The sequence below is a fragment of the Bradyrhizobium sp. BWA-3-5 genome, assembly GCF_032917985.1.
Lineage (GTDB): Bacteria > Pseudomonadota > Alphaproteobacteria > Rhizobiales > Xanthobacteraceae > Bradyrhizobium.
The window spans coordinates 1,342,112-1,362,927 of record NZ_CP136626.1; the positions used below are offsets into that span (position 1 = coordinate 1,342,112).

Annotated in this window: 29 protein-coding genes; 12 read left to right on the forward strand and 17 right to left on the reverse strand. The window is 62.3% G+C overall.

From position 1 onward, the window contains the following. Positions 1-27: 27 nt before the first annotated feature. The 6 genes from RX331_RS06430 to RX331_RS06455 all read right to left on the reverse strand — a co-directional run bounded on the left by RX331_RS06430 (position 28) and on the right by RX331_RS06455 (position 5,481). A complete protein-coding gene (locus RX331_RS06430) occupies positions 28-981 on the reverse strand; it encodes a ribose-phosphate pyrophosphokinase (RefSeq protein ID WP_317258040.1) in 954 nt (317 codons plus the stop codon). A gap of 171 nt (positions 982-1,152) precedes the next feature. After that, positions 1,153-1,734: a hypothetical protein gene (locus tag RX331_RS06435; RefSeq protein WP_317255776.1), complete on the reverse strand. Its 582-nt coding sequence runs from the start codon at positions 1,732-1,734 to the stop codon at positions 1,153-1,155. Between the two features lie 255 nt (positions 1,735-1,989). Continuing rightward, positions 1,990-2,757, reverse strand: a complete 768-nt coding sequence (pgeF, locus tag RX331_RS06440; RefSeq protein ID WP_317255777.1) for a peptidoglycan editing factor PgeF — start codon at positions 2,755-2,757, stop codon at positions 1,990-1,992. Then, a complete protein-coding gene (locus tag RX331_RS06445) occupies positions 2,754-3,881 on the reverse strand; it encodes a class I SAM-dependent methyltransferase (protein ID WP_317255778.1) in 1,128 nt (375 codons plus the stop codon). The genes pgeF and RX331_RS06445 overlap by 4 nt, the downstream gene beginning before the upstream one ends. Beyond that, entirely contained in the window at positions 3,878-4,735 is an 858-nt protein-coding gene (lgt, locus tag RX331_RS06450; protein ID WP_317255779.1) for a prolipoprotein diacylglyceryl transferase, read from the reverse strand. Before lgt ends, RX331_RS06445 begins: the two co-directional genes overlap by 4 nt. An 11-nt stretch (positions 4,736-4,746) precedes the next feature. Next, positions 4,747-5,481, reverse strand: a complete 735-nt coding sequence (locus RX331_RS06455; RefSeq protein ID WP_317255780.1) for a dienelactone hydrolase family protein — start codon at positions 5,479-5,481, stop codon at positions 4,747-4,749. Positions 5,482-5,660: 179 nt separating this feature from the next. Between RX331_RS06455 and RX331_RS06460 the strand changes: the two genes are divergently transcribed. The 4 genes from RX331_RS06460 (at position 5,661) to ychF (ending at position 8,836) form a co-directional block, all read left to right on the forward strand. Continuing rightward, a complete protein-coding gene (locus tag RX331_RS06460; RefSeq protein ID WP_317255781.1) occupies positions 5,661-5,954 on the forward strand; it encodes an accessory factor UbiK family protein in 294 nt (97 codons plus the stop codon). Between the two features lie 407 nt (positions 5,955-6,361). Beyond that, positions 6,362-7,075, forward strand: a complete 714-nt coding sequence (locus tag RX331_RS06465; protein WP_317255782.1) for a 50S ribosomal protein L25/general stress protein Ctc — start codon at positions 6,362-6,364, stop codon at positions 7,073-7,075. A 21-nt stretch (positions 7,076-7,096) separates the two neighbouring features. After that, a complete protein-coding gene (gene pth, locus RX331_RS06470; RefSeq protein ID WP_317255783.1) occupies positions 7,097-7,711 on the forward strand; it encodes an aminoacyl-tRNA hydrolase in 615 nt (204 codons plus the stop codon). Between the two features lie 27 nt (positions 7,712-7,738). Beyond that, entirely contained in the window at positions 7,739-8,836 is a 1,098-nt protein-coding gene (gene ychF / locus RX331_RS06475; RefSeq protein ID WP_317255784.1) for a redox-regulated ATPase YchF, read from the forward strand. 135 nt (positions 8,837-8,971) lie between these two features. Here the strand turns inward: ychF and RX331_RS06480 are convergent, their stop codons facing one another. Further along, positions 8,972-9,265, reverse strand: a complete 294-nt coding sequence (locus tag RX331_RS06480; protein ID WP_283032344.1) for a DUF4282 domain-containing protein — start codon at positions 9,263-9,265, stop codon at positions 8,972-8,974. 300 nt (positions 9,266-9,565) lie between these two features. Between RX331_RS06480 and RX331_RS06485 the strand changes: the two genes are divergently transcribed. From RX331_RS06485 to RX331_RS06495, 3 genes are all read left to right on the forward strand, one after another. Continuing rightward, entirely contained in the window at positions 9,566-10,027 is a 462-nt protein-coding gene (locus tag RX331_RS06485; protein ID WP_317255785.1) for a MaoC family dehydratase, read from the forward strand. Between the two features lie 2 nt (positions 10,028-10,029). Continuing rightward, the gene (locus tag RX331_RS06490; protein WP_317255786.1) at positions 10,030-10,512 is read left to right on the forward strand and encodes a MaoC family dehydratase; all 483 of its coding nucleotides are present in this window, start codon (positions 10,030-10,032) and stop codon (positions 10,510-10,512) included. Positions 10,513-10,676: 164 nt separating this feature from the next. After that, positions 10,677-10,820 carry a hypothetical protein gene (locus tag RX331_RS06495; protein WP_317255787.1) on the forward strand — a complete coding sequence of 48 codons (144 nt, stop codon included), beginning with the start codon at positions 10,677-10,679 and terminating at the stop codon, positions 10,818-10,820. On the opposite strand, the gene RX331_RS06500 is transcribed toward RX331_RS06495, so the two are convergent. Together RX331_RS06500 and RX331_RS06505 are read right to left on the reverse strand one after the other, a co-directional pair. Next, a complete protein-coding gene (locus RX331_RS06500; RefSeq protein WP_317255788.1) occupies positions 10,814-11,068 on the reverse strand; it encodes a hypothetical protein in 255 nt (84 codons plus the stop codon). The genes RX331_RS06495 and RX331_RS06500 overlap by 7 nt on opposite strands. Positions 11,069-11,163: 95 nt before the next feature. Beyond that, positions 11,164-11,580 carry a hypothetical protein gene (locus tag RX331_RS06505; protein WP_317255789.1) on the reverse strand — a complete coding sequence of 139 codons (417 nt, stop codon included), beginning with the start codon at positions 11,578-11,580 and terminating at the stop codon, positions 11,164-11,166. On the opposite strand from RX331_RS06505, the gene RX331_RS06510 reads away from it, so the two are divergent. Beyond that, complete coding sequence (locus RX331_RS06510; RefSeq protein ID WP_317255790.1) at positions 11,570-11,779, forward strand: hypothetical protein; 210 nt, start codon at positions 11,570-11,572, stop codon at positions 11,777-11,779. The two genes, RX331_RS06505 and RX331_RS06510, sit on opposite strands and share 11 nt — an antisense overlap. Here RX331_RS06510 and RX331_RS06515 read toward each other — a convergent pair. From RX331_RS06515 to RX331_RS06535, 5 genes are all read right to left on the reverse strand, one after another. Further along, positions 11,763-12,698: a hypothetical protein gene (locus tag RX331_RS06515; RefSeq protein ID WP_317255791.1), complete on the reverse strand. Its 936-nt coding sequence runs from the start codon at positions 12,696-12,698 to the stop codon at positions 11,763-11,765. The two genes, RX331_RS06510 and RX331_RS06515, sit on opposite strands and share 17 nt — an antisense overlap. A 204-nt stretch (positions 12,699-12,902) precedes the next feature. Continuing rightward, entirely contained in the window at positions 12,903-13,337 is a 435-nt protein-coding gene (locus tag RX331_RS06520; protein WP_317255792.1) for a nuclear transport factor 2 family protein, read from the reverse strand. A gap of 188 nt (positions 13,338-13,525) precedes the next feature. Further along, a complete protein-coding gene (locus RX331_RS06525; protein ID WP_410708136.1) occupies positions 13,526-13,888 on the reverse strand; it encodes a hypothetical protein in 363 nt (120 codons plus the stop codon). Between the two features lie 191 nt (positions 13,889-14,079). Then, positions 14,080-14,529 (reverse strand): nuclear transport factor 2 family protein, encoded by a 450-nt coding sequence (locus tag RX331_RS06530; protein WP_317255793.1) that lies wholly within the window; start codon positions 14,527-14,529, stop codon positions 14,080-14,082. Between the two features lie 147 nt (positions 14,530-14,676). Next, positions 14,677-15,042 (reverse strand): hypothetical protein, encoded by a 366-nt coding sequence (locus tag RX331_RS06535; protein ID WP_317255794.1) that lies wholly within the window; start codon positions 15,040-15,042, stop codon positions 14,677-14,679. Positions 15,043-15,063: 21 nt separating this feature from the next. Between RX331_RS06535 and RX331_RS06540 the strand changes: the two genes are divergently transcribed. The 3 genes from RX331_RS06540 (at position 15,064) to RX331_RS06550 (ending at position 17,656) form a co-directional block, all read left to right on the forward strand. Further along, entirely contained in the window at positions 15,064-15,648 is a 585-nt protein-coding gene (locus RX331_RS06540; RefSeq protein WP_317255795.1) for a hypothetical protein, read from the forward strand. 254 nt (positions 15,649-15,902) lie between these two features. Then, positions 15,903-16,331, forward strand: a complete 429-nt coding sequence (locus RX331_RS06545; protein WP_317255796.1) for a hypothetical protein — start codon at positions 15,903-15,905, stop codon at positions 16,329-16,331. Positions 16,332-16,684: 353 nt separating this feature from the next. Then, positions 16,685-17,656, forward strand: a complete 972-nt coding sequence (locus RX331_RS06550) for a tripartite tricarboxylate transporter substrate binding protein (protein ID WP_317255797.1) — start codon at positions 16,685-16,687, stop codon at positions 17,654-17,656. 9 nt (positions 17,657-17,665) lie between these two features. Here the strand turns inward: RX331_RS06550 and RX331_RS06555 are convergent, their stop codons facing one another. Continuing rightward, complete coding sequence (locus RX331_RS06555; RefSeq protein WP_317255798.1) at positions 17,666-18,694, reverse strand: ATP-grasp domain-containing protein; 1,029 nt, start codon at positions 18,692-18,694, stop codon at positions 17,666-17,668. After that, entirely contained in the window at positions 18,691-19,719 is a 1,029-nt protein-coding gene (locus RX331_RS06560; protein ID WP_317255799.1) for a putative zinc-binding metallopeptidase, read from the reverse strand. Before RX331_RS06560 ends, RX331_RS06555 begins: the two co-directional genes overlap by 4 nt. A gap of 141 nt (positions 19,720-19,860) precedes the next feature. Between RX331_RS06560 and RX331_RS06565 the strand changes: the two genes are divergently transcribed. After that, the gene (locus RX331_RS06565) at positions 19,861-20,079 is read left to right on the forward strand and encodes an SEC-C metal-binding domain-containing protein (RefSeq protein ID WP_317255800.1); all 219 of its coding nucleotides are present in this window, start codon (positions 19,861-19,863) and stop codon (positions 20,077-20,079) included. A gap of 18 nt (positions 20,080-20,097) precedes the next feature. On the opposite strand, the gene RX331_RS06570 is transcribed toward RX331_RS06565, so the two are convergent. Next, positions 20,098-20,712, reverse strand: a complete 615-nt coding sequence (locus RX331_RS06570) for a DpnI domain-containing protein (protein WP_317255801.1) — start codon at positions 20,710-20,712, stop codon at positions 20,098-20,100. Between the last annotated feature and the right edge of the window lie 104 nt (positions 20,713-20,816).

Sequence of the window (20,816 nt, forward strand, 5' to 3'; positions counted from 1 at the left end):
TAGGCTTTGCCGGCTCTACAGTGCCTTTCAGTCGAACAGACTCGACACCGATTCTTCCGCCGCGGTGCGGCTGATCGCTTCCGCGATCAAGGGCGCGATCGACAGCGTGCGGATGTTGGGGGCCTTGTTGACCGCGTCCGTCGGCAGGATCGAGTCCGTGATGACGAGTTCTTTCAGCTTCGACGAAGCGATGCGCGTGGCGGCGCCGCCCGAGAGCACGCCGTGGGTAATGTAGGCGTAGACTTCCTTCGCGCCGTTGGCGATCAAGGCGTCGGCCGCGTTCACCAGCGTGCCGCCGGAATCGACGATGTCGTCGATCAGGATGCAGGTGAAGCCGGCGACGTCGCCGATCACGTTCATCACCTCGGATTCGCCGGGGCGCTCGCGCCGCTTGTCGATGATGGCGAGCGAGGTGTTGATGCGCTTGGCCAGCCCGCGCGCGCGGATCACGCCGCCGACGTCGGGCGACACCACCATGACGTTGGCGAGGTCGAAGCGATCCTTGATGTCGCGCACCATCACCGGCGAGGCGTAGAGATTGTCGGTCGGAATGTCGAAGAAGCCCTGGATCTGGCCGGCGTGCAGGTCGAGCGTCATGACGCGATCGACGCCAGCATGGGTGATCAGATTGGCAACCAGCTTGGCGGAGATCGGCGCGCGCGAGCCGACCTTGCGGTCTTGGCGGGCGTAACCGAAATAGGGAACCACCGCGGTGATGCGGCGCGCGGACGAGCGGCGCAGCGCATCGGTGATGATAAGCAGTTCCATCAGATGGTCGTTGGCGGGATACGAGGTCGACTGGATGATGTAGACATCCGAGCCGCGCACGTTCTCGAGAACCTCGACGAAGATCTCGTTGTCGGCGAATCGGCGGACGCTGGCCTTGGTCAATTGCAGATGCAGCCGGTTGGCGATTTCCTGGGCCAGCGCGGGGTTGGAATTGCCGGCGACCAGCTTGATTGAGCCGTTCTTGGCCGCCATCAATTCTTCTCCTCGCGCCTTGCTGGATACGACGTTCAGCATGTCGAGAAATCCTCGGGAACCGGCGCTTTTCGATGAGCGAGGGAATATCAGGCGGGTGGCTCGGCTGGCAACCCGCCTGCGTCGTTTTCCCGGTCAAAAATCGGCCAATACGGGACTTTCCCGGGCCCTTTATTGGGCGCTGAAACCCAGCGCGGTGACGCCAGCCGCATCTTGCGCGGGTGGCGCGGTTTCCACACTCGCCACTGCGGGGCCGCGGCGCTCGGGGGCCGGCGCCGGCGCCGCATCCGGTGTGCCGCCGTTAATCATACTGGAAAGACCGCTGAGGCCGGCCTGAGCGATTTTCCGCAATACGAGGTCGTCGGCCGCCGTCCACGCGTCGCGTCCGGCCTTGCCGGCGGGCTCTTCGCCGGAAAGCCGCAGCGCGCGCTGCTGGTTGTTGTCGTAGACGTCCCAGACCCAGGCGATCACGGTCTTGCCGCGCACGACCTGCGCCGAGAGATAGCTGCGCACGCGGTAGGAAGCGCCGCCCTCGCGCGAGACGATCGACAGGTTGCGCAGCTTGGATTCGCTGTCGAGCACGCTGACCATGCGGTCGAACACCTGGGGCGGCGGGCCGTCGATGGATTCGAACGTCACGGTCGAGCCACCGCCGCCGCTCGGCGCCATGGCGTATGAGTTGCTGCCCGTCGCGCCGCCGCCGGCGCAGCCGCCAAGCGCCGAGGCCACAACAAGCAAAGCGGCCGCAATCATGGCGCGAGGCGCTCTCGGGCGCGAAGCGATCAGGGTGTTCGTCATGGTTCCCTGCGATATCGTTAAAATGTGTTAAGGTCTAGGGCAGCGGGCCAAACTGCTCACCAAAAAGATTGCGTGGCGCTCGCCCCGCTTCACCTTGTTGTTGCCAGAATTCTGCAACCCCGCCCCTTCGAGCACTTGCCGGCGACGCTCGGCCGCCTCGAAAACGGGAAGGGCGTGCGGCAAGATGGTGCTGAAGGTGAGGTAAGACGTCTACTCGCGCTCCAGCGCGATTGCATGGACGTGGCGGCCGTAGTCGGGCTCCTTGCGGTGCACCGAGCGGCGGTAGCTGTAGAAGCGCTCGTCGGAATAGGTGTCGATACCGATGTCGTCGATCATCAGGATGCCGGCGTTCTCCAGCCGCATCCGGATGAAGCCGGGGAGGTCGAACATCGCATGACCCGCGCGCTCCGACGGAATGAAGAACACGCCATTCTCGGAGTCGGCATCCATGAACCGCTCAACGAACTCGTTGCTCACTTCATAGGAGTGCTGGCGGATCAAGGGGCCGATCGCGGCGACGATGCCGCTGCGCTCGGCGCCGAGTTTTTCCATCGCCTCGATGGTGGATTCAAGCACACCCGTCAGCGCGCCCTTCCAGCCGGCATGGGCGGCGCCGATCACGCGCGTGGCGGGGTCGGCAAACAGAACAGGGCCGCAATCGGCGGCGGTGACGCCGATCGCGATCCCCTCGGTGCGGGTCACGAGTGCGTCGGCGCGCGGTTTGTCGCCGTCCCACGGCCCGGTCACCACCACGGCGTCGGGCGAATGGATCTGGTGCACGCTGAGAAGATGCTCGGGCGCGACGCCCATCTGCTCGGCCATCCGGCGGCGGTTTTCCGCGACATGGGCCGGATCGTCCTTCGATCCGAGCCCGCCATTGAGGCCTTCGTAAATTCCGCCCGACACACCGCCCTCGCGGGTGAAGAAGGCGTGGCGCAGCCCGGGAATGGCTGCGAGCAGCGAGGATCCGAACGTCATGCTGTTTCCTCTTCCGCTTCCGGCGGTGCGTCGCTGAGCCCTGCAACCATCGCAAGATCCGGTTTGGTGACCGCAAGCACCTTGAACATCGATCCCATGCCGCCGCGGCCGCTATCGGTCAGGCGTTTCAGCGCCGCCGAAATATCGGCGGACACTTCCGGCGTGGCTTTTCCCATCAGCGTGATGGCCCGCGTCTCGATGCCGAGCCGCCTGAGGAATTCGCCCTGCGTCACCGGGCCGTGAACGCGCGCGCCGACGTCTTCCGCCGCGCGCGCCAGCGCCTGGAAATCGACATGGGCGGTGACGTCGGCCTGTCCGGGATTTTTCAGGGGATCGGCAAAGCTGTGGCGGGCGATCGCCTGGAAGGTGTCGCCGGCATCGCTGCGCAGATGGCCGTAATCGATGACCAGTGCCGCGCCGTCCTGGTCGCGCACCCGCGCAGCGATCTTCATCATCTCGTTGTCCGGCCGCCATTCGAACACGGCGCCGACGGGGGCGGCGCGCACCAGCGGCGGCAGCAGGACTTCGAAGCGCGGCATCGGATCGTCGGCGGCGGCGAATACCAGCTTGCCCTCGGTGTCGAGCTTGACGACGCGCTCGTGCCAGCCGGTCTCGCGCTTGACCACCTGATGGACCGGCAGCACGTCGAAATATTCATTGGCGAGAATGACCGCGGGGCCCTCGGGCACTTCGTCGATGCTGTCATGCCAGGTGATGTTGCGGGCTCCGGACAGCATCGCCTGCTGTTTCTCGCGCAGCACCGGATTGATCTCGACGAGATGGATCTGGATCGATTGATAAAGCGGCGGCAGCACCCTGACCGCGCGAAGGGCGTCCGCCATCATGGTGCCTCGGCCCGGGCCCAGTTCAATCAGCCGGAGCATCGGCGGCGAACCGATCGACTTCCACACCGAAGCCGTCCACAGGCCGAGCAGTTCGCCGAACATCTGGCTGACCTCGGGCGCGGTGGTGAAATCGCCCTCGCGGCCGAGCGGATCGCGCGACACGTAATAGCCGTGCTGGGGATGGATCAGGCACAGCTCCATGTACCGCCAGACCGGCATCGGTCCTGACGATTTGATCAGCTTGTGGATCTCCGCAAGTAGCGGCGAATATTCGGTCACGGCCTGCCTTGAATCGACTTCTGCATACGATCGGGCACCTTGCGGCGCCATGCCATCACAATAAGGATAGCCCCGGCAAAGATCATCGGTACCGACAAAAGCATACCCATGGTCAGGCCGCCCCACAAAAATCCGAGCTGCGGGTCCGGCTCGCGGAAAAACTCGCTGGTGATGCGCGCCAGCGCGTAGATCGCGATGAAGCTGCCCAAGATCAGGCCCGGCCGTTTGAAGGCGCCCATCCGGACCATGACGGCCAGGATCGCAAACAGCAGGACGCCCTCGAGCGCCGCTTCGTAGAGCTGGCTTGGATGCCGGAAAAGTTGAAGCGGGTCGTCGGGAAAGATCATTCTCCAGGGCACGCTGGCATCCGCCTCGCGCCCCCACAGCTCGCCCTTGATGAAGTTGGCGAGCCGTCCGAAGAATATTCCCATCGGCGCGACGGCGGTCGTGATGTCGCCGAGCGACAGGATGGAAATGTTGTTCTTGAGCGCAAACAGCATCACCGCGGCGACGCAGCCGAGAAAGCCGCCGTGGAATGACATGCCACCTTCCCACAGCTTGAAAATGGCGATCGGGTTCTGGATGAAAAAGCCGGGATTGTAGAACAGCACATAGCCGGTGCGGCCGCCGAGGATGATGCCGAGCGTGACCCAGAGAATGAAATCGTCGAGTTGCACGGGGGCAATCGGCGCTGGCCCACCCCACAATTTCTCGCTTCGGATCAGCATGCGCGCATAGATCCATCCGAGCACGATGCCGCCGATATAGGCGAGTGCATACCAGCGGATCGCGAACGGTCCGATCGAGATGGCCACGGGGTCGATGGCGGGAAAGGCGATGGTGAGAAAGGACATCGTCTGCGCGGCTAGGACGTGAGGTTGCGGCGATAGAGCGCCAACAGCCGTTCCCAGTGGCGCTCGGCGGCATCGCGGTTGTAGACCGGGCGCTTCGGGAAGGCGAAGCCGTGATGGGTGCCGGGATAGATCTCGACTTCGTTGTTCGTTCCCTTCATGCCGGCGATCACCCTGTCGATGATCTCCTGCGGCGCATAGATGTCGGTCTCGGCGCAGGCGAAATAAAGTTCAGCTTTGGTCTTGCCTGCAGCGAGATGCGGGCTGTCGGGCTGGTCGGTTGCGAGATGCGTGCCGTAAATGGAAGCCGCCGCCTTCACGCGATCCGGAAAATGCGTCGCTGCGTTCACCGCATATCGGCCGCTCATGCAATAGCCGACCGTGCCGACGATCTTCGTGCTGGCCGCTTCTTGCGTCTCGGCATAGGCGAGCAGCGCCTTGGTGTCCTCCATCACCATGGGAATGTTGATGGAGTTCATGAAGCCGAACATCCGCTTGCGCTCGGGCGCCTCGGGATCGGGCGGGATCGGCCCGAGCTCCATGACGCCGGACCGGTAATACATGTTGGGCAGCATCACGTAATAGCCTGACGTGCCGAGCCGCCGCGCCATGTCGCGCAGTTCCTCGCGGATCGCCGGTGCGTCCATGTAAAAGACGATGACCGGGAAGGGGCCACCGCGCTCGGGATGGGTGATGAAGGTCGTGGTCTTGCCGTCCTTGGTCGGAATATCGATCTGCTGGTCGATCATGGGCGCTTCTTATTGTTTGTGATTCTTTTGGCGGGCGGGGGTCTCAGATACGATTGCAAGTAAAGACTGATATGACAAGGCAAAGGGCCGTTACGAAGGTCTTGAACCGCACTTGAACGTTTCTCCCGGGATTGCCATTGTCTTGGCGTGACGAACAATTGGCGACCGGAGCGTTCCAGATGACCCAGACCAGCAATCGGTTTTTCGACGAGATCGGCCGTTTGATGAACGACGCCGCCGGCGCCGCCCAGGGCGTCAAGCGCGAGGTCGACACGGTCATGCGCAACCAGGCCGAACGCATCCTGCGGGACCTCGACGTCGTCAAGCGCGAGGAGTTCGACGCCGTCAAGGACATGGCCCGGCTGGCCCGTGAGGAAAACGAGGCGCTCAAGGGCCGGATCGCCGTTCTGGAGGCCAAACTCGGCATTTCGCCGGCCGCGCCGGATGCCGGCAGCCCGCGGGCCGACGGCTAGCGCATGATCCGGAAAAGCTGTTTTCCCTCGCGACAAACGCGGAACGCGTTTGCGCGGAGATCATGCTCAAACAAGACCTAAAGCGCTCGCCGCGCTTTAGCAATTAGGGTCACCCATCGTCATGGCCGGGCTAAAGCGCGAAGCTAAGTCTTCGCTGAATACCCCGGCCGTCCATGTCCTTCGTCGCGGCGGCAAGGACATGGACGCCCGGTCCAAGACCGGGCATGACGGCTTCAAGGACTGCCCTGCCAAACCTGAGAAAAATCCCTTCATTTCCTTGTCATTTCGCCCCTTTGGGGCTAAAAGCCCGCCACGTCCGCAGCCCCCGCACCCCTGGAGGCTTGCTGTGGGACGCCAACGGGCCGCGATGCGGCCTTTAACTTTTTAGAAAACAAGGACTTAGCACGATGGCGACCGTCAAGGAATTGAAGGCGACCGCGCGTCCGAACGGTGGCAAGGGGGCCGCCCGGGCAGAGCGTCGCGCCGGGAGAGTGCCCGGAGTGATCTACGGCAACAACCAGCCCCCCGTCACCATTTCGGTCGACGACAAGGAACTGCGCCAGCGCATCCTGGCCGGCCGCTTCCTGACCACGCTGTTCGACGTCGAGCTCGATGGCAAGAAGCACCGCGTGATCCCGCGCGACTTCCAGCTCGATCCGGTGAAGGATTTTCCGCTCCATGTCGACTTCCTGCGGCTCGGCGAAGGCGCGACCATCCGCGTCAGCGTTCCCCTGCACGTCGTGAACGGCGAAACCTCGCCCGGCGTCAAGCGCGGCGGCACCATCAACATCGTCACCCATACCGTCGAGCTCGAGTGCTCGGTCGACAACATCCCGCAGTACCTCGAAGCTGATGCTGGCGGATTGGAAATCAGCTACTCGCTGCATCTGTCCGACATCAAGCTTCCGACCGGAGTGAAGGCGCTGTCGCGCGAGGATGCGACGCTGGTGACCATCGTGCCGCCGTCCGGCTACGCCGAAGAGCAGAAGGCTGCCGCTGCTGCGGCGGCTGCGGGCACTGCGGCTCCGGCCGCGGGTGCTGCTCCGGCTGCTGCTGCCGCGCCAGCGGCTGCTGCTCCGGCGGCTGCCGCCAAGGCGCCGGCTGGCGACAAGAAGAAGTAAGCGAACGCGGGATGCCGCGTCATGCGCCTGTTTGTTGGCCTCGGTAACCCCGGTTCGAAATACGCGAACAACCGGCACAACATCGGGTTCATGGCCGTCGATGAGATTGCGCGACGCCACGGTTTTGCACCGTGGCGTCGCCGTTTTCAGGGCGAGACATCCGAAGGCACGCTCGATCGCGAGAAGGTCGTCCTGCTGCGGCCGACCACCTACATGAACGAGTCAGGGCGCGCGGTTCAGGAAGCGGCGAACTTCTTCAAGCTCGGCGTCGGCGACGTCACCGTGTTTCAGGACGAACTCGAACTGCCGCCGGCAAAAGTCCGCGTCAAGATCGGTGGCGGCATTGCCGGTCACAACGGCTTGCGATCGATCTCCTCGCACATCGGCAACGACTATCGCCGGGTGCGGCTGGGGATCGGTCATCCCGGCATCAAGGAACTGGTGCATAGCCATGTGCTATCGGACTTTGCGAAGAGCGACAGGCCGTGGGTTGAAGCGCTATGCCAGGCAGTTGCCGACAACGCCGCTCTGCTGGCGACCGGCAAGGACTCGACGTTCCAGAACAAGGTTCATCTGGTTCTGCAGGCCAAGGGATTTTTCGACAAGGGCGATGGTGACGCCAACGGCGGCAGCTGACATCGCGAACGGACTTCAGGACACGCTATGGGATTCAAATGCGGTATCGTCGGCCTGCCCAATGTCGGCAAGTCGACGCTGTTCAACGCGCTGACCGAGACGGCGGCGGCGCAGGCGGCGAATTATCCGTTCTGCACGATCGAGCCGAATGTCGGCGAGGTCGCGGTGCCCGATCCCCGGCTCGACAAGCTGTCGGCCATTGCGGGCTCGGCACAGATCATCCCGACGCGGCTGACTTTTGTCGATATCGCGGGCCTCGTGCGCGGCGCGTCGAAAGGCGAGGGGCTCGGCAACCAATTCCTTGCCACCATCCGCGAAGTTGACGCGGTTGCGCACGTCGTGCGTTGTTTTGAGGATTCCGACATCACCCATGTCGAAGGCAAGATCGCACCGCTCGCCGACATCGAGACCATCGAAACCGAGCTAATGCTCGCCGACCTCGACAGCCTGGAGAAGCGCGTCGACAATCTCACCAAGAAGGCCAAAGGCAACGACAAGGACGCCAAGGAGCAGCTCGACCTCGTCAACCGCACGCTGGTGCTGCTGCGCGAAGGCAAGCCGGCGCGGGCGCTGGAGCGCAAGGCCGAGGAAGAGCGCGCCTTCGGCATGCTCGGCCTCCTGAGCTCCAAGCCGGTGCTCTATGTCTGCAACGTCGAGGAAGGGTCGGCCAAGGACGGCAACAGCTTTTCGAAGCAGGTGTTCGAGCACGCCAAGAAGGAAGGCGCGGTCGCGGTGGTGATCTCGGCCAAGATCGAATCCGAGATCGCGACCCTGTCGCGCGAGGAGCGCACCGAATTTCTCGACACGCTGGGCCTGGAAGAGGCCGGTCTCGACCGCCTGATCCGCGCCGGCTACCAGCTGCTCGATCTCATCACCTATTTCACCGTCGGCCCGAAAGAAGCTCGCGCCTGGACCATCCATCGCGGCACCAAGGCGCCGGCGGCGGCCGGCGTCATCCATACCGATTTCGAAAAGGGCTTTATCCGGGCCGAGACCATCGCCTATGCCGACTATGTCGCGCTGAACGGCGAGGCCGGCGCCCGCGATGCTGGCAAGCTGCGGCTGGAAGGCAAGGAATATGTCGTCGCCGACGGCGACGTGATGCATTTCCGGTTTAATACGTGAGAAGTTGGACGTTGCGTGCCCCGGACGCTGCGCAGCGCGTTAGCGATGCGCCGCAGAGCCGGGGCCCACGTCCGGCATAGGTCCCGGCTCTGCGGAGCAGCGTAAAGAACGCTGCACCGCGTCCGGGACACGCACCTACCGCATGCCGCCCTGGTCGCGGATTGCGCCGAGATGCTCGTTGATGCGGAAGACGATCAGGACGAATTCCGCGGCGATGCGCGAAAACACCACGCCGACCACGATGCTGGCGATCGAGGATAATAGCAGGATGAAGCCGCCGAACGGGCTGATGGCCATCGCGGCCAGCGCCGAAAAGATTCCGGACAGACCGAACAGCACGATCAAGCCGATGACCAGCCAGTAAAAGGTCTTGATGATCGTGGGGGTAATGAAACGGTCCCACTGAAACAGATCCTGAAAATCGAACATCGATGGCCCTCCCCGGCGGGTCAAATAACCTAAAGCATGATCCGGAAAAGTGTGAAGCGGTTTTCCGAAAAGATCATGCTCAAACAAAGACCTAAAGCGCGATGACGATTCATCCAAATCTCATCGCGCTTTAGTCCCAGATAACACAGGGCTAACCCCGAAAATTGCTTCGGGCAAGCCAAGCTCGAGTACCGCGGACGGCACTCTCCTGGCGAAACGAGCCATGCGAGTGGGTGGGTTGAGATTGCCGCAAATAACGGCCACATTCGGGCTTGCCCACAGCAATCCTCAATTCAATCCATGACAACGCTGACCTTTGAAGACTTCACGCCCGGCCATTTCGGCACGTTCGGACCGCGCCACGTCACGCGCGAGGAAATTTTGGCGTTCGCCGCCGAATACGACCCGCAGCCGATGCATCTCGACGAGGCCGCTGCCAACGCTTCGATGCTGAGGGGCCTGTCCGGTTCGGGCTGGCACCTCGGCTCGCTGATGATGCGGATGCTGTTCGACGGCTTTATCGGCCGCACGGCCTCGCTCGGCTCGCCCGGCGTCAATGAGATGCGCTGGCTGTCGCCGCTGCGCCCGGGAGACGACCTGACGCTGGATGTCGATGTCGCCGAGGCCAGGGTTTCGAAAAGCCGTCCCGAAACAGGCATCGTGACCTTCAAGAGCACGATTCGCAACGCGGCTGGCGTGGTGCTGTGCGAGATGGAGTCGCCGGTCATCGTGCGCCGTCGCGAAGGAGCTGATAGGGACTAGCAATGCGTTTCTTCGAGGACATCGAGATCGGCGCCGAGCGCAAGTTCGGTTCGTTCACCTTCACTGCCGACGACATCAAGCGCTTCGCGAGCCAGTTTGATCCGCAGCGTTTTCACCTCGATGAGGAGGAGGGGCGCAACTCCCTGTTCGGGGGATTGGCGGCATCGGGCTGGCACGTCGCCGCGGTCTGCATGAAGCTGCTGGTCGCCGACGGCAAGCGCCTGACGGCCGAGGCCCTGGCGCGCGGCGAGGAGGTCGCGGTATGGGGGCCCTCGCCGGGTTTTCGCCAACTGCGCTGGATCAAGCCGGTGCTGGCCGGCGATACCGTCAGCTTTTCCAACCGGGTCGAAACCAAGCGGACGTCGGAGAAGCGCCCGCAATGGGGCATTGTGCAGGCCCGCAATACCGGTGTTAACCAGCGCGGCGAGGTGGTGTTCTCGTTCCTTGCCACCGCCTTCGTGCCGCGGCGGAGCGGGGGTGCCTGAGGATCGCGCCCACCGCCAGCCTCAACCCGTCCAAGCCACGTAGTTAGCGAAATGTTTCGTTAGTGTTTCGTCATCCATGCCGGCGCGAAACCGAATATTTGCTAACGCATTTTGAACTTTCTACCTGCCATAAGCGTCTCAGGGGAAGTACCGAGGGGATGAAAATGGCAGACCGCAACAGCCTGAAATTCGTCGGCTTTATCTTCGCAACCGTCACGCTGGCGGTGATGCTGACCGCCGGCATGGTGGTGAAGTCCTACGCGGATGGTGTCTACACCATCGAAGAAACCGCGTTCGTCCGTCAGTAATCTTTCGGATCGGTTAACGCCGGTTCTGGATCGAAAAGATTCAGCGGCTCCAGATCACGGCCATCGCCACGACCGCAAGCGTCAACAGGCCGACGAAGCGGATCGCGATCGTCCCCACGCTGTGCGACGATTGCCGCAGCGGCATTGAATCCAAATTGTCTGACTGAACGTTCTGAATGTTTTGCATCGCCGGTGTGTTCCTTGAACAAGGTGCCCGCCGTCGCGTGACGACATCCGTCTTTGGACATGACCCTGCTTATAGGATTCAGATCGTGCACAGCCAAACAAAACCGCCGCGCTCCATGCGGAACGCGGCGGAGTGTCAGATTTTTGCAACGATCGATTAGCTGTTGCGCAGGCCGTCGGCAGCGCGCTTCCACTGCGTGACGTTGTCGGCGATCATGCGCGTCGACTTCATCGCGGCCTGGCTGAGTTGCGCGTAGCCGGAGATCTCGCGCTGAACGCGCTGACCTTCGGCATGCAGCAGGTCGCGGAGGCTCTCGAGTTCTGAAATCAGCTTCTCGATTTCCGCCAGCGAAGTCCCGGCGACGCGCTGGATCAGCGAATTGACGTTGTTGACGGTCGCTTCCGCGTTGGCGTCGAGCGGCGCGGTGTCCGGCGCCACGGCAGGCCGCCGCAGATAGGCAATGTCGTTACGAACGAAATCGCGGATGCCGGCCTCGACCTCGGATACGGCGGCGAGATCGGTATCGGTCTCGGTGTTTGATTCAATCTGCTCGGGGCGATTGATGGCGTTCATCGGCTTTCCTCTGTTTCGCTTTCAGGCGAGCGCGGACGTCCCCCGCACGACGAAGTGGATCGTATGGATCGTTCCCATCTGTCCTGCCGATTTTGACCGCATCTGGGCCAATCTGCGGCAATGGTCGTTCATTTCCGGCGCCGACACTTTGGCGCCCGTGCCAAATCAAGACAGTTTTGCCCTCACCAGCTCCGTTTGAAGCCTGCGCTGAGGCTCTTGCTGGCGGTGCCGGAAGGGGTCTCCCCGATCGAGCCGGAGATTGTGACCCCATCGAACAACTTCTGCTCGGCACCGACCTTGCGCAGCCATTTGTCGTCGGACGGCGACAGCGTCTGGCCGGCCACGAAGCTGGTGCCGGTATCGGTGATGCTGAGCCGCGCCGACTGGTCGGTCTCTTGGCTGCGCGAGGGATGGCTGACGATGCCGGGCACCGGCACGATGCCTTGCTGGATCAGATTGTAGTCGTTCTTCAGCGTGACCGAATAATGCTCGCTGATCGGCAGCGACTTGCTCAAGGAGGTGCCGAGCTTGCTCTGCTCGGAGGAAGGGTCGACCCGGGCCTCGACCGCCGTCCTATCCCAGATCGAGGCGACGCCGGGCGCGGTGATCGCCGCCCAGGCGGTGCCGGACGATTGCGGCAGGCTGCCGCCATTGGCGAGCTTTTCCGAGAGCTGCTCGGAGGTCGTCGCGACGCCTTGCCGGGCGACGGTCATGTCGGCGCCGATGCGCGTATCCCAGAACGGCGAGATCGATTGCTTGACCGACACCGCGGAGGTGCCGTTCGACCTTTCATTGGCCGACCATGCGGTTGCCGCGGCGGCCGGGCCTTTCGGCCCGCCGCCGCCCTTGGCGGCGAGGTCCGCGAGCGTCGAGGCGTCGACATTGAGCATGCTCCAGTCGAGCTTGGAGACGTCGATGTCTTTCATGATGTCGGTGTCATTGACGCCGGGAGCCGTCTCGGCGGGAGCGGCTTCGACCTCCTCGGTCTCCTGCTCCTGCAAGTCAGGCTCGGCGGCCGTCGGCGGCGTTTGTGCCGCTGCTGCCAGCATCGAAGCCAAACTCACGCCGGCCACCAGCATTGGCAGCCGCGCCCAGCCACGTCGCACTTTCGGAATCATTGCCCCGCCCGCATTCCAGCTCGCGCCCAGATTGCGTTCGCTTTAGTGCAAAATTGTGACCGTGTCTTCATTCGAGGTGGCCGTCATGGCCGGGCAAAAGCGCGAAGCGCGCATCTTGTCCTGGCCACCCACGTCTCGTCGGGGCTGGCGGACAAAGGACGTGGATGCCCGGCTAACGCCGGACATGACGAACTGTAAAAGGTGTCAGACCGCAATTCGCGGCAGATGAATCGGATAGCCGACGGTCTGCTCGACCAGATCGAACGTGTCGACCAGCACGCGCAGATTGGTCAGCCGGCCGGCCCTGAACTGGGCGAAATGGGCGATGCGCAGGCTGATCGGCTTGTTGGAATCCAGCGCAGTCAGCGAGTAGCGCATCATCGAGGAGGCCGAATCCACCCCCAGCATGATCGATTCGCGGTCGAAGCGGTGGACGCGGAAATTGTCCGCGATCTGCCGGATCACATCCATCACCGCCGCCTTGCCGCGGCGCGAGCCGAAGAACGGATACAGGTCGATCGGCCCATAGATCGACCAGTCGACGTCCTCGTCGATCAGGGCCTCGACGTCGGCGGGCTGGCGTTCGTTGATCGCGCGATGCAACGCGCGCGAAAAACGCCAGAGACTATGCTCTGTCATTTGACGTGGTCCTTGGGGAGCTGGATTTCAAAAACGGCAACGCGCCCAAAACCGGGCGTCTTCATCGACGCCGGGCGATCATTGCCGACATTCACTGTTGCAGTCAGAAATAGAACGGTTCCGCCAAAACACAACGGCCGCTTTTGCATTGCACAAATGCAGCCGTTGCGGCGGTATTCGCGGCTGATTCAGCGATCCCGCTGGCGCATCGGCTCGCGCTCGATGGCGATCTCGGCGTCGCGAATGGCGAGGATGCCGAACAGCAGGGCGCCGCCGATACCGCCGATCGCGGCGCCGGTCGGCATGAAGGTAAAGAACACCAGCATGCCGCTATCGCCTTCAAAACTCGTGGTTTTGAAGATTTCCACCCAGGCGAGGCCAGCCCCGATGCCAAGCGCCGCGCCTCCCAATGTCCCGAGCGCCAACCCCAGCAAAGCCAGCAACGCGATCTTCATAGGTTCATCTTGCCCGCAAACAGCCTTGTGGTGTGTCACGGGCGGGGCGATCAGGTTCAATAAGGCGCGATAAATGAGCAGCGCATCGGCGTTCACCGTAGTTGTGCAACTGGGTGACTGAGAGACGATTGCTAGTATCCGGTTCCGTCATTGCGAGCGCAGCGAAGCAAGCAATCCACGCCTCCGTTCGGAGATAGATCGATTGCTTCGCTGCGCTCGCAATGACGGGGATATGGCGGAGTGCACAGCCTCTCACGGCTGATCATGTTGATCCAGGGCTGCTTGATCTAAATCGGATCCGGCCTTCGTCCCGTCAGGATCGCGGCAACGTCGCGCTCCAGCAGTTGCTGGACAAGGTCGAACGTGTCGATGACCTCCCGGATATGGCTGATCTTGCCGCCACGCAGCGTGTAGAAGCCGGCGATGTCGAACTGCACCATGCGCTGGTTGATGTTCTTGCGGAAGAACACGCGGATGAAGGCGGCGGCCTTGTCGCCCTCGGTGACCAGGGTCGGCACCTCGCAGCGCAGCTCGGAATAACGGGCGCGCACCGCCTCCCACATCTCGCGCAGCTCGGCCTTGCCGCGGCGGTGGCCCATATGCGGCAGGATGTCGATCGGGGCATTGGCGAGGGATTCGACGTCATCGGTGCAACGCTCCAGCGCGGCTTCGATATCGCCGGAGTACAGGACGTTGAGAAAGTCCAGCACGCGCTGGCGGTTCGATCCCTCGGTCATTCGCCTACCCTTGTTCGATCGGCTCTTGCGACTTGATCCATTGTGAACGGCACGGCAGCACTATCAATCAGCAAAAGGACTTAAGGTTTTCTGAAACTACTCTGACACCGCCAGCGCCAGACCGGTTCAATGCCGCCGGCCATGTGGTTATCGCTTCGTGAAGTCCGCTTCCAGCACCGCCTTGCTGGTGGTGAGGTCGACGACGAACCGCGCCTTCTTCTCGAAGCCCTGCGGCACATAGGCCTCGCCGGCACCGAGTTCACCAAACGTCTGCTTCGGGTTGGCAAAGCCTTTGCCGCATGCGGTCCCGATCGTCTCCTTGTCGGCATGGGCGATCTCGACGGTGACGGTATCGCGCGCCGGCCCGGCGCCAAGCTTTGCAAAACCGAAATATTTCGAGGCCTCCTTGCATTCGACGACGTTGGCGCCGTAGGCGCCGACCGCATCCTCGCCGGTCACGAAATAGTTGAGGGACACGTCGATCGCCTTTGAGAAGTCGCGGGTGAACACCATTTCCGCGACACCGGATTCCAGATGGCCCTGTCCGATGTGCCCGGTGATGCAGATCAGCCGGTCCTGCTTCTCGTTCCGCGCCACGGTGATGCAATCATTGACCTGAAAGCCCGGCTGATAGCCATTGAACAGGCTGGCGCCGTCCTTCTGCTCGAAGATGACGGAGCCGCCGAAATCGGTGGCGTGGGGCTCGCAATTGCTCTCGTAGCTGACGACCAGAAGCGTCGTGCCGTCGGCGAGGAATTTGCCGCTATAGCGGTCCGGCCGCAGCTTGACGTCGCAGCGCTTGCCACTGCGATAGCCCTTCGCCCGCGTGCAGGCCGAGCCCTTGATGTCGGCGGCATCGCAGAACGTCGCGAGCAGGGGACGGTCGACGTTCGGCGCCTTGTCCCTGGCTTGCGCGAAGGCCGCGCCGGAGGGCCGCCGAGAGCCAGCAGGATCGCCGCGCCGATTGCTTTCAAGGGGGATCTCCCGTCATTGCCGCCGCATGCAGAGAACGCCGCGGTGTCGGCAGGGCGACAATGTGCCAAGGTCACGCCGATGCGTCGCGCGAGCGTCGTTCCAGGTTCAAATGTCAAACAGTCGGCGACGCTCGTCCCGCCGTGAATGCGGACGCCTCGCCCGCTGACTTCCCGAGACCCAATGACCTGCAGAGGGCATAGCGATAATGGCCGCTTGGATGGCGAGAGAATTCCAGTTCCCCTCCTTCCGGTACAGCTCAGTTCATACATTGCGGGCAGGGAACCAGAATACTTCTGCTCGCTGCGCCCACACAATGCCACGAACCTGACCAAGCCTGTCGCTGCTCGCGCATCACGCAAGGCGATCCAAATCGATTTGCTCGAACCCAGGGGTGGGACATGAAATATGCGTCAGGATTCCTCGTGGCAGTTTTGCTGATCCTGAATGTATCAGAGGCAAGTTCTGCCGTACGCATCACCAACGATCGAGGCGGTCTGATTGCGCGTTACATCGTCAGATATCAGCGCCTGGCCTCATCGGGCCAATCCGTGATCATCGATGGTCTCTGTGCCTCGGCGTGCACGATGGTTCTCAGCGCGCTCCCTCGCGACAAAATCTGTGTAACCTCGCGCGCGACGCTCGGCTTCCATGCGGCCTGGACTTACGGAGCCAATGGTCGCGCCTCCGCCGATCCCGAAGCAACCTTGATGCTGTACTCGACCTATCCGAGGCCGGTCCGCCGCTGGATCGCTCTCAGGGGCGGTCTGACCCCTCGAACCATCTTTCTGAGCGGCAAATCACTGCAGGAGATGTATCGACCGTGCTGATCAGGCAGGCGATACAAACGAGCCTCAGTCGGAATGCCCTCGCTCTCCCGAACTCATCGCTGGGCTACGGTGGCGGATTGGGAACCCAACTTCATGACAGGCACGGCCGCCGCCGTACCTTCTGATAGTTGCATGAGATTGTATGCAGCTCTGATTTCACCCTTCCGCACGTGGCGCACCTGATGTAGCCTGATCGCGAGCTGCCGAGCGGGATGTGCCGAAGTCCCTTTTCATTTTGCAGCGCTCGTGCCGTCGGCAGGCGCGCATCAAAATTAAACTGACATCTGAGTGTATGCGGGTCCCGTGCGGCTCCGCAGGGCTTCGCATCCCGATATTTATTTGGGGAGGCCGCAATGAAAATTCCGCGCCGTCAATTTCTGCAGCTGTCAATGGCCGCTTCCACGCTCCCAATATCATCCCGGTTCGCCAGCGCGCAGAGTTACCCGACCCGACCGGTGCACCTCGTCGAAGGCTTTGGCGCCGGCGGAGCGCCCGACGTCGTCGCGCGATTGATCGGTCAATCGCTGTCGGAGCGACTCGGAAATTCATTTGTCATCGAGAATCGCAGCGGCGCCACTGGCAACATCGCGACGGAGGCGGTCGTGCGGGCGCCTCCGGACGGATACACGCTGCTGTTGGTCAGCGCGGGGAATGCGATAAATGCGACAATGTTCAAGCTGAGCTTCGACATCCTCCGAGACCTCGCGCCGGTTGCCGGCATCGTTCGTGTGCCCCTGGTCATGGAGGTTCACCCGTCGATAGCTGCCAGATCGGTCGCAGAGTTCATCGCGTACGCGAAGGCCAATCCGGGCAAGGTCAACATGGCGTCCGCGGGAGTCGGATCTCTGCCCCACGTGGCTGGCGAAATGTTCAAAGCGATGGCCGGTGTCGATCTCTTTCACGTGCCTTATCGGGGCGCACAGGTGTTTCCTGCTCTTCTCGCCGGCGAAGCGCAGCTCTATTTCGGCCCGCTACTCTCATCGATCGGGTATGTCAGGGCCGGCAGTTTCCGCGCCCTGGCGGTAACGACCGCGGCCCGTTCGCCAATATTGCCGGACATTCCCACTCTGGGGGAAACCTTGCCCGGCTACGAGGCAAGTGCATGGTATGGCATCGGAGGTCCAAAACGCACGCCGGAAGCAGTCATCGAAAAGCTGAACAAGGAAGTCAATGACAGCATCGCCGATCCGAAATTCCAGGCCCGGCTTGCGAATCTGGGCGGCACCCCGCTTGGCGGCTCGCCCGAGGATTTCGGCAAGCTGATCTCGGACGAGGTCAAGAAGTGGGGCAGGGTGATTCTGGCGGCCAATATGAAACTGCAGTGAGGGCGCCTTTCAGCCTACGGATACGCCAGCCTTTGCCCGGCTGATCCCGAGCGCCAGAATGCGGTTCAGGAGGGCTGGATAATCAAGCCCGTCATGCTGAGCTGCCGTCGCGAACTCCTGGCTCTTCGCGATTTCCGGGTTGGGGTTCGCTTCGATGAAATAAAGCGTGCCGTCGGCGGCAAGCCGAAAGTCGATGCGCCCGTAACCATCGAGCCCCAGGGTTTTGTAGATGCGTTTCGCCGTGCGCTGGATACGGGCGCGCACCTCCGGCGCGAGGTCGTCGGCCGGCCCGTCTACAATTCCAACCCGCTCCTGGTAACTGGTATCGTGCTTCACCTTCTCGGTGGCAATGTGCCGGGCGCCGCCCATGGTGCCGAATTTCAATTCCCAAACCGGCAGAACCCGCAGGCGATTGTTGCCGAGCACGCCGACATACAGCTCGCGCCCCTCGATATATTGCTCGGCGATGGCGGCTGTCCCGACCCGCTCGTGAACGAAGGCGACGCGCTCTGCCAACTTCTCGTCGGTATCGACGATGGATGCTTGCGAGATGCCGAACGATCCATCCTCGTTCAGGCTCTTGACGATCAGCGGCAGCGCAAGACGCGCCGGCCGTTTGACTTTACGGCGCATCGGAAACACGGCAAATGCCGGCACCGCGATCCGGCGATAGTGCACCAGGGTCTTGGACAGATCCTTGCCGCGCGCCAGGATCAGGCCGCGCGGGTTGCACCCGGTATAGGGGATCTGCGTCAGCTCGAGATAGCTCGGGATGTGCTGGTCATACACGGGCTCGTGGTGAAACTGTTCGAGTAGGTTGAATACCACATGCGGCTTGAAGTCTTCGACCGCGTCACGTACGGGCTTGATTTCCTCCTGCACGCCGAGCGGACGGACGTCATGGCCTGATGCGCGCAAGGTGCTTACGACGTCGAATTCCGTCTTCCATTCGTTGATTTCCCGCGCGGTGTAGCCGTCGGTTGACTCCGGGGGCACGAAGTCCGGATGCATGAGCACAAGAACGCGCAGGGGTCTCATAGCGCAATCCATTTACGCCGCGACGGGCCGAATAGTGCGTGCATGGTCTTGGCGGTCAGCAAGACGGTGAAGTCGAGCACAAGCTTCCGTTCGGCGCCGACGGCGCGCAGGTCGAGCTCGCGGCAGCGGGAGATCATGTCGTCAAGCACGGCGTCGAGCGTGAGCTGGTTCTCGCCCGTCCATCGCGCCACCAGTTGCCTGATCTGGGCGCGGTGCCGCCGGATGAAGGACGAAGCCGGTTGCCCCCGCCTGTGCCGCGGATCGGCGGAAAACAGCCGGGAGAGGTCGCGGTCGTAGGTCTTCGGCGGCGTGAAGGCGTAGAACGCCTGCTTTTTCTTGTAGTGCTCGCCGAGCGTCTCGCTGATCTGATGCAGCGGATCGACGCGCTCCCGCGTCGTGACCAGTGGCCGCTTCCCGGCGATTTCGCTCATCAGCTCGTCGACATATTCGAGCTTCTTCAGCGCCGGCCAGCCGGCATAGCGCGTCCGCCAGTTGGAACGCGGCCGCAACCAGACCGCGAAGGTTTCGGCGAAATCCTCGTCGGGATGGCTCTGCGCATACCAGAGCCGAAGATGCTGGACATAACGCCGGCTGGCCGGATTGGGCCGGTAGTAGCGCGGGTAGCGTTTCGAGGACGGGCCGAACAGCTGCTGCCAGCGCCGGCGGCGTTGCAACTGGTAGCCGTGCTGCATGGCATGGCCTGCCTCATGGCGGAGAATGGCCATGCACTCCGACCAGGTGCCGCCCTCGACATCGAGCATCATCTTCTTCTCGAGCTTCATCAGGCGGGGATCCGCGAGATAGAAGGGAATGGCAATGCCTGGCACATCTGCGGGACTGAACCATTCGCTCGATATCCAGGTGTGCGGCCGCAGCCGGATGCCCCGCTCCTCGAGCTCTTCATGGAGCGTGCTGACGCAATCTTCGAGCCAGGTGCCTTCGACCGTAACCTTCAGGCTGCTGAGGCGTTGCTGGAGCAACTGCTCGTCCGACAGCTTCTCCCAAGCATATTTCCGGCGCGGCATAGGCTTCCAGGTGGCGTGACAATTCGGCAGCGGATGGTGTCATAGGATACGGCTCGCAGCAACCCGCCGGGCTGGCGAGGGAGCGCAACCTGTGCTAGCTACGCCGCGCGGCAACTGGCCGCGTCTTGAACCTATGGAGGTGTGCCATGCGCAAGCATTGCGATTTCGAAAACCTCCCCTGCTTTCAGCATCACGCGTAAGCGGCGGAAGTCCTTCCCATCCGAAACCCATGTCAAGCGTGGACCGCGCATCGTTCATGGCGATGTCGAGCTGACCGAAAAGCTCGGCCGCAACGATCTGTGTCCGTGCAACTCCGGACGCAGGTTTCAAAGCCTGCTGCATGAAGTCCGGCGCCTATGACGGGTCGAACCGGAATTATTACTTATCCACGCATTTCATGACGTCGAGCAGCCAGCCGCGTGTCTCCGGCGATTCATTCCGGAGAAAGAGCGTCTTTTGCCATTCTTCAAGAACGATGTCCTTCGGGCGCACGATGCCGCCCTTCACGATATGAATCTTGCCGGACTGGGGGATGCGGGAGAGGACGATGTTCGATCCAATCCAGCCAGCGCGTCTCGCTGTTGCAGCGAGGGGCTTTCGCTCTTCGATGATCTCGCGGACGAAGAAATGCTTTGGCACGATCAGGAGATTGACGACCGACAATGATTTGGCGTTGTAGTTCATCAGCAGCAGGTTCGGGTTATTGCTGGCCGCGAGCCGCTCGCATTTGGTCTTGTAGGCGCCGGCGGCGACCTTCGCGCCGAACTTGCCTTTCTGACTCTTGAGTTCGAACTCCTCGCTGCACGATCCGCAAAGGAAGTCGGCAAGCGGACTGTTGTTCGGGAATTGCGACATCTTCACATTGCCGCAGTGCGGGCAATATGCCCATGCGCTGACCCAGGCTTCGGTCCATGCGCGCGCCTTCTGGGTGCCGCTGGTATAAAGGGATTGGGATTCTTCGAAGCCGAGTTTCACAGGTGCAGGGTAACGCAATCGCGTCGAACTTCCAGCGCCTGTCGCTCCTAGATTGAATCCCGAGAGTTGGCATTCGTCATTGCGAGGAGCGAAGCGACGAAGCAATCCATGCCTCCGCGCAT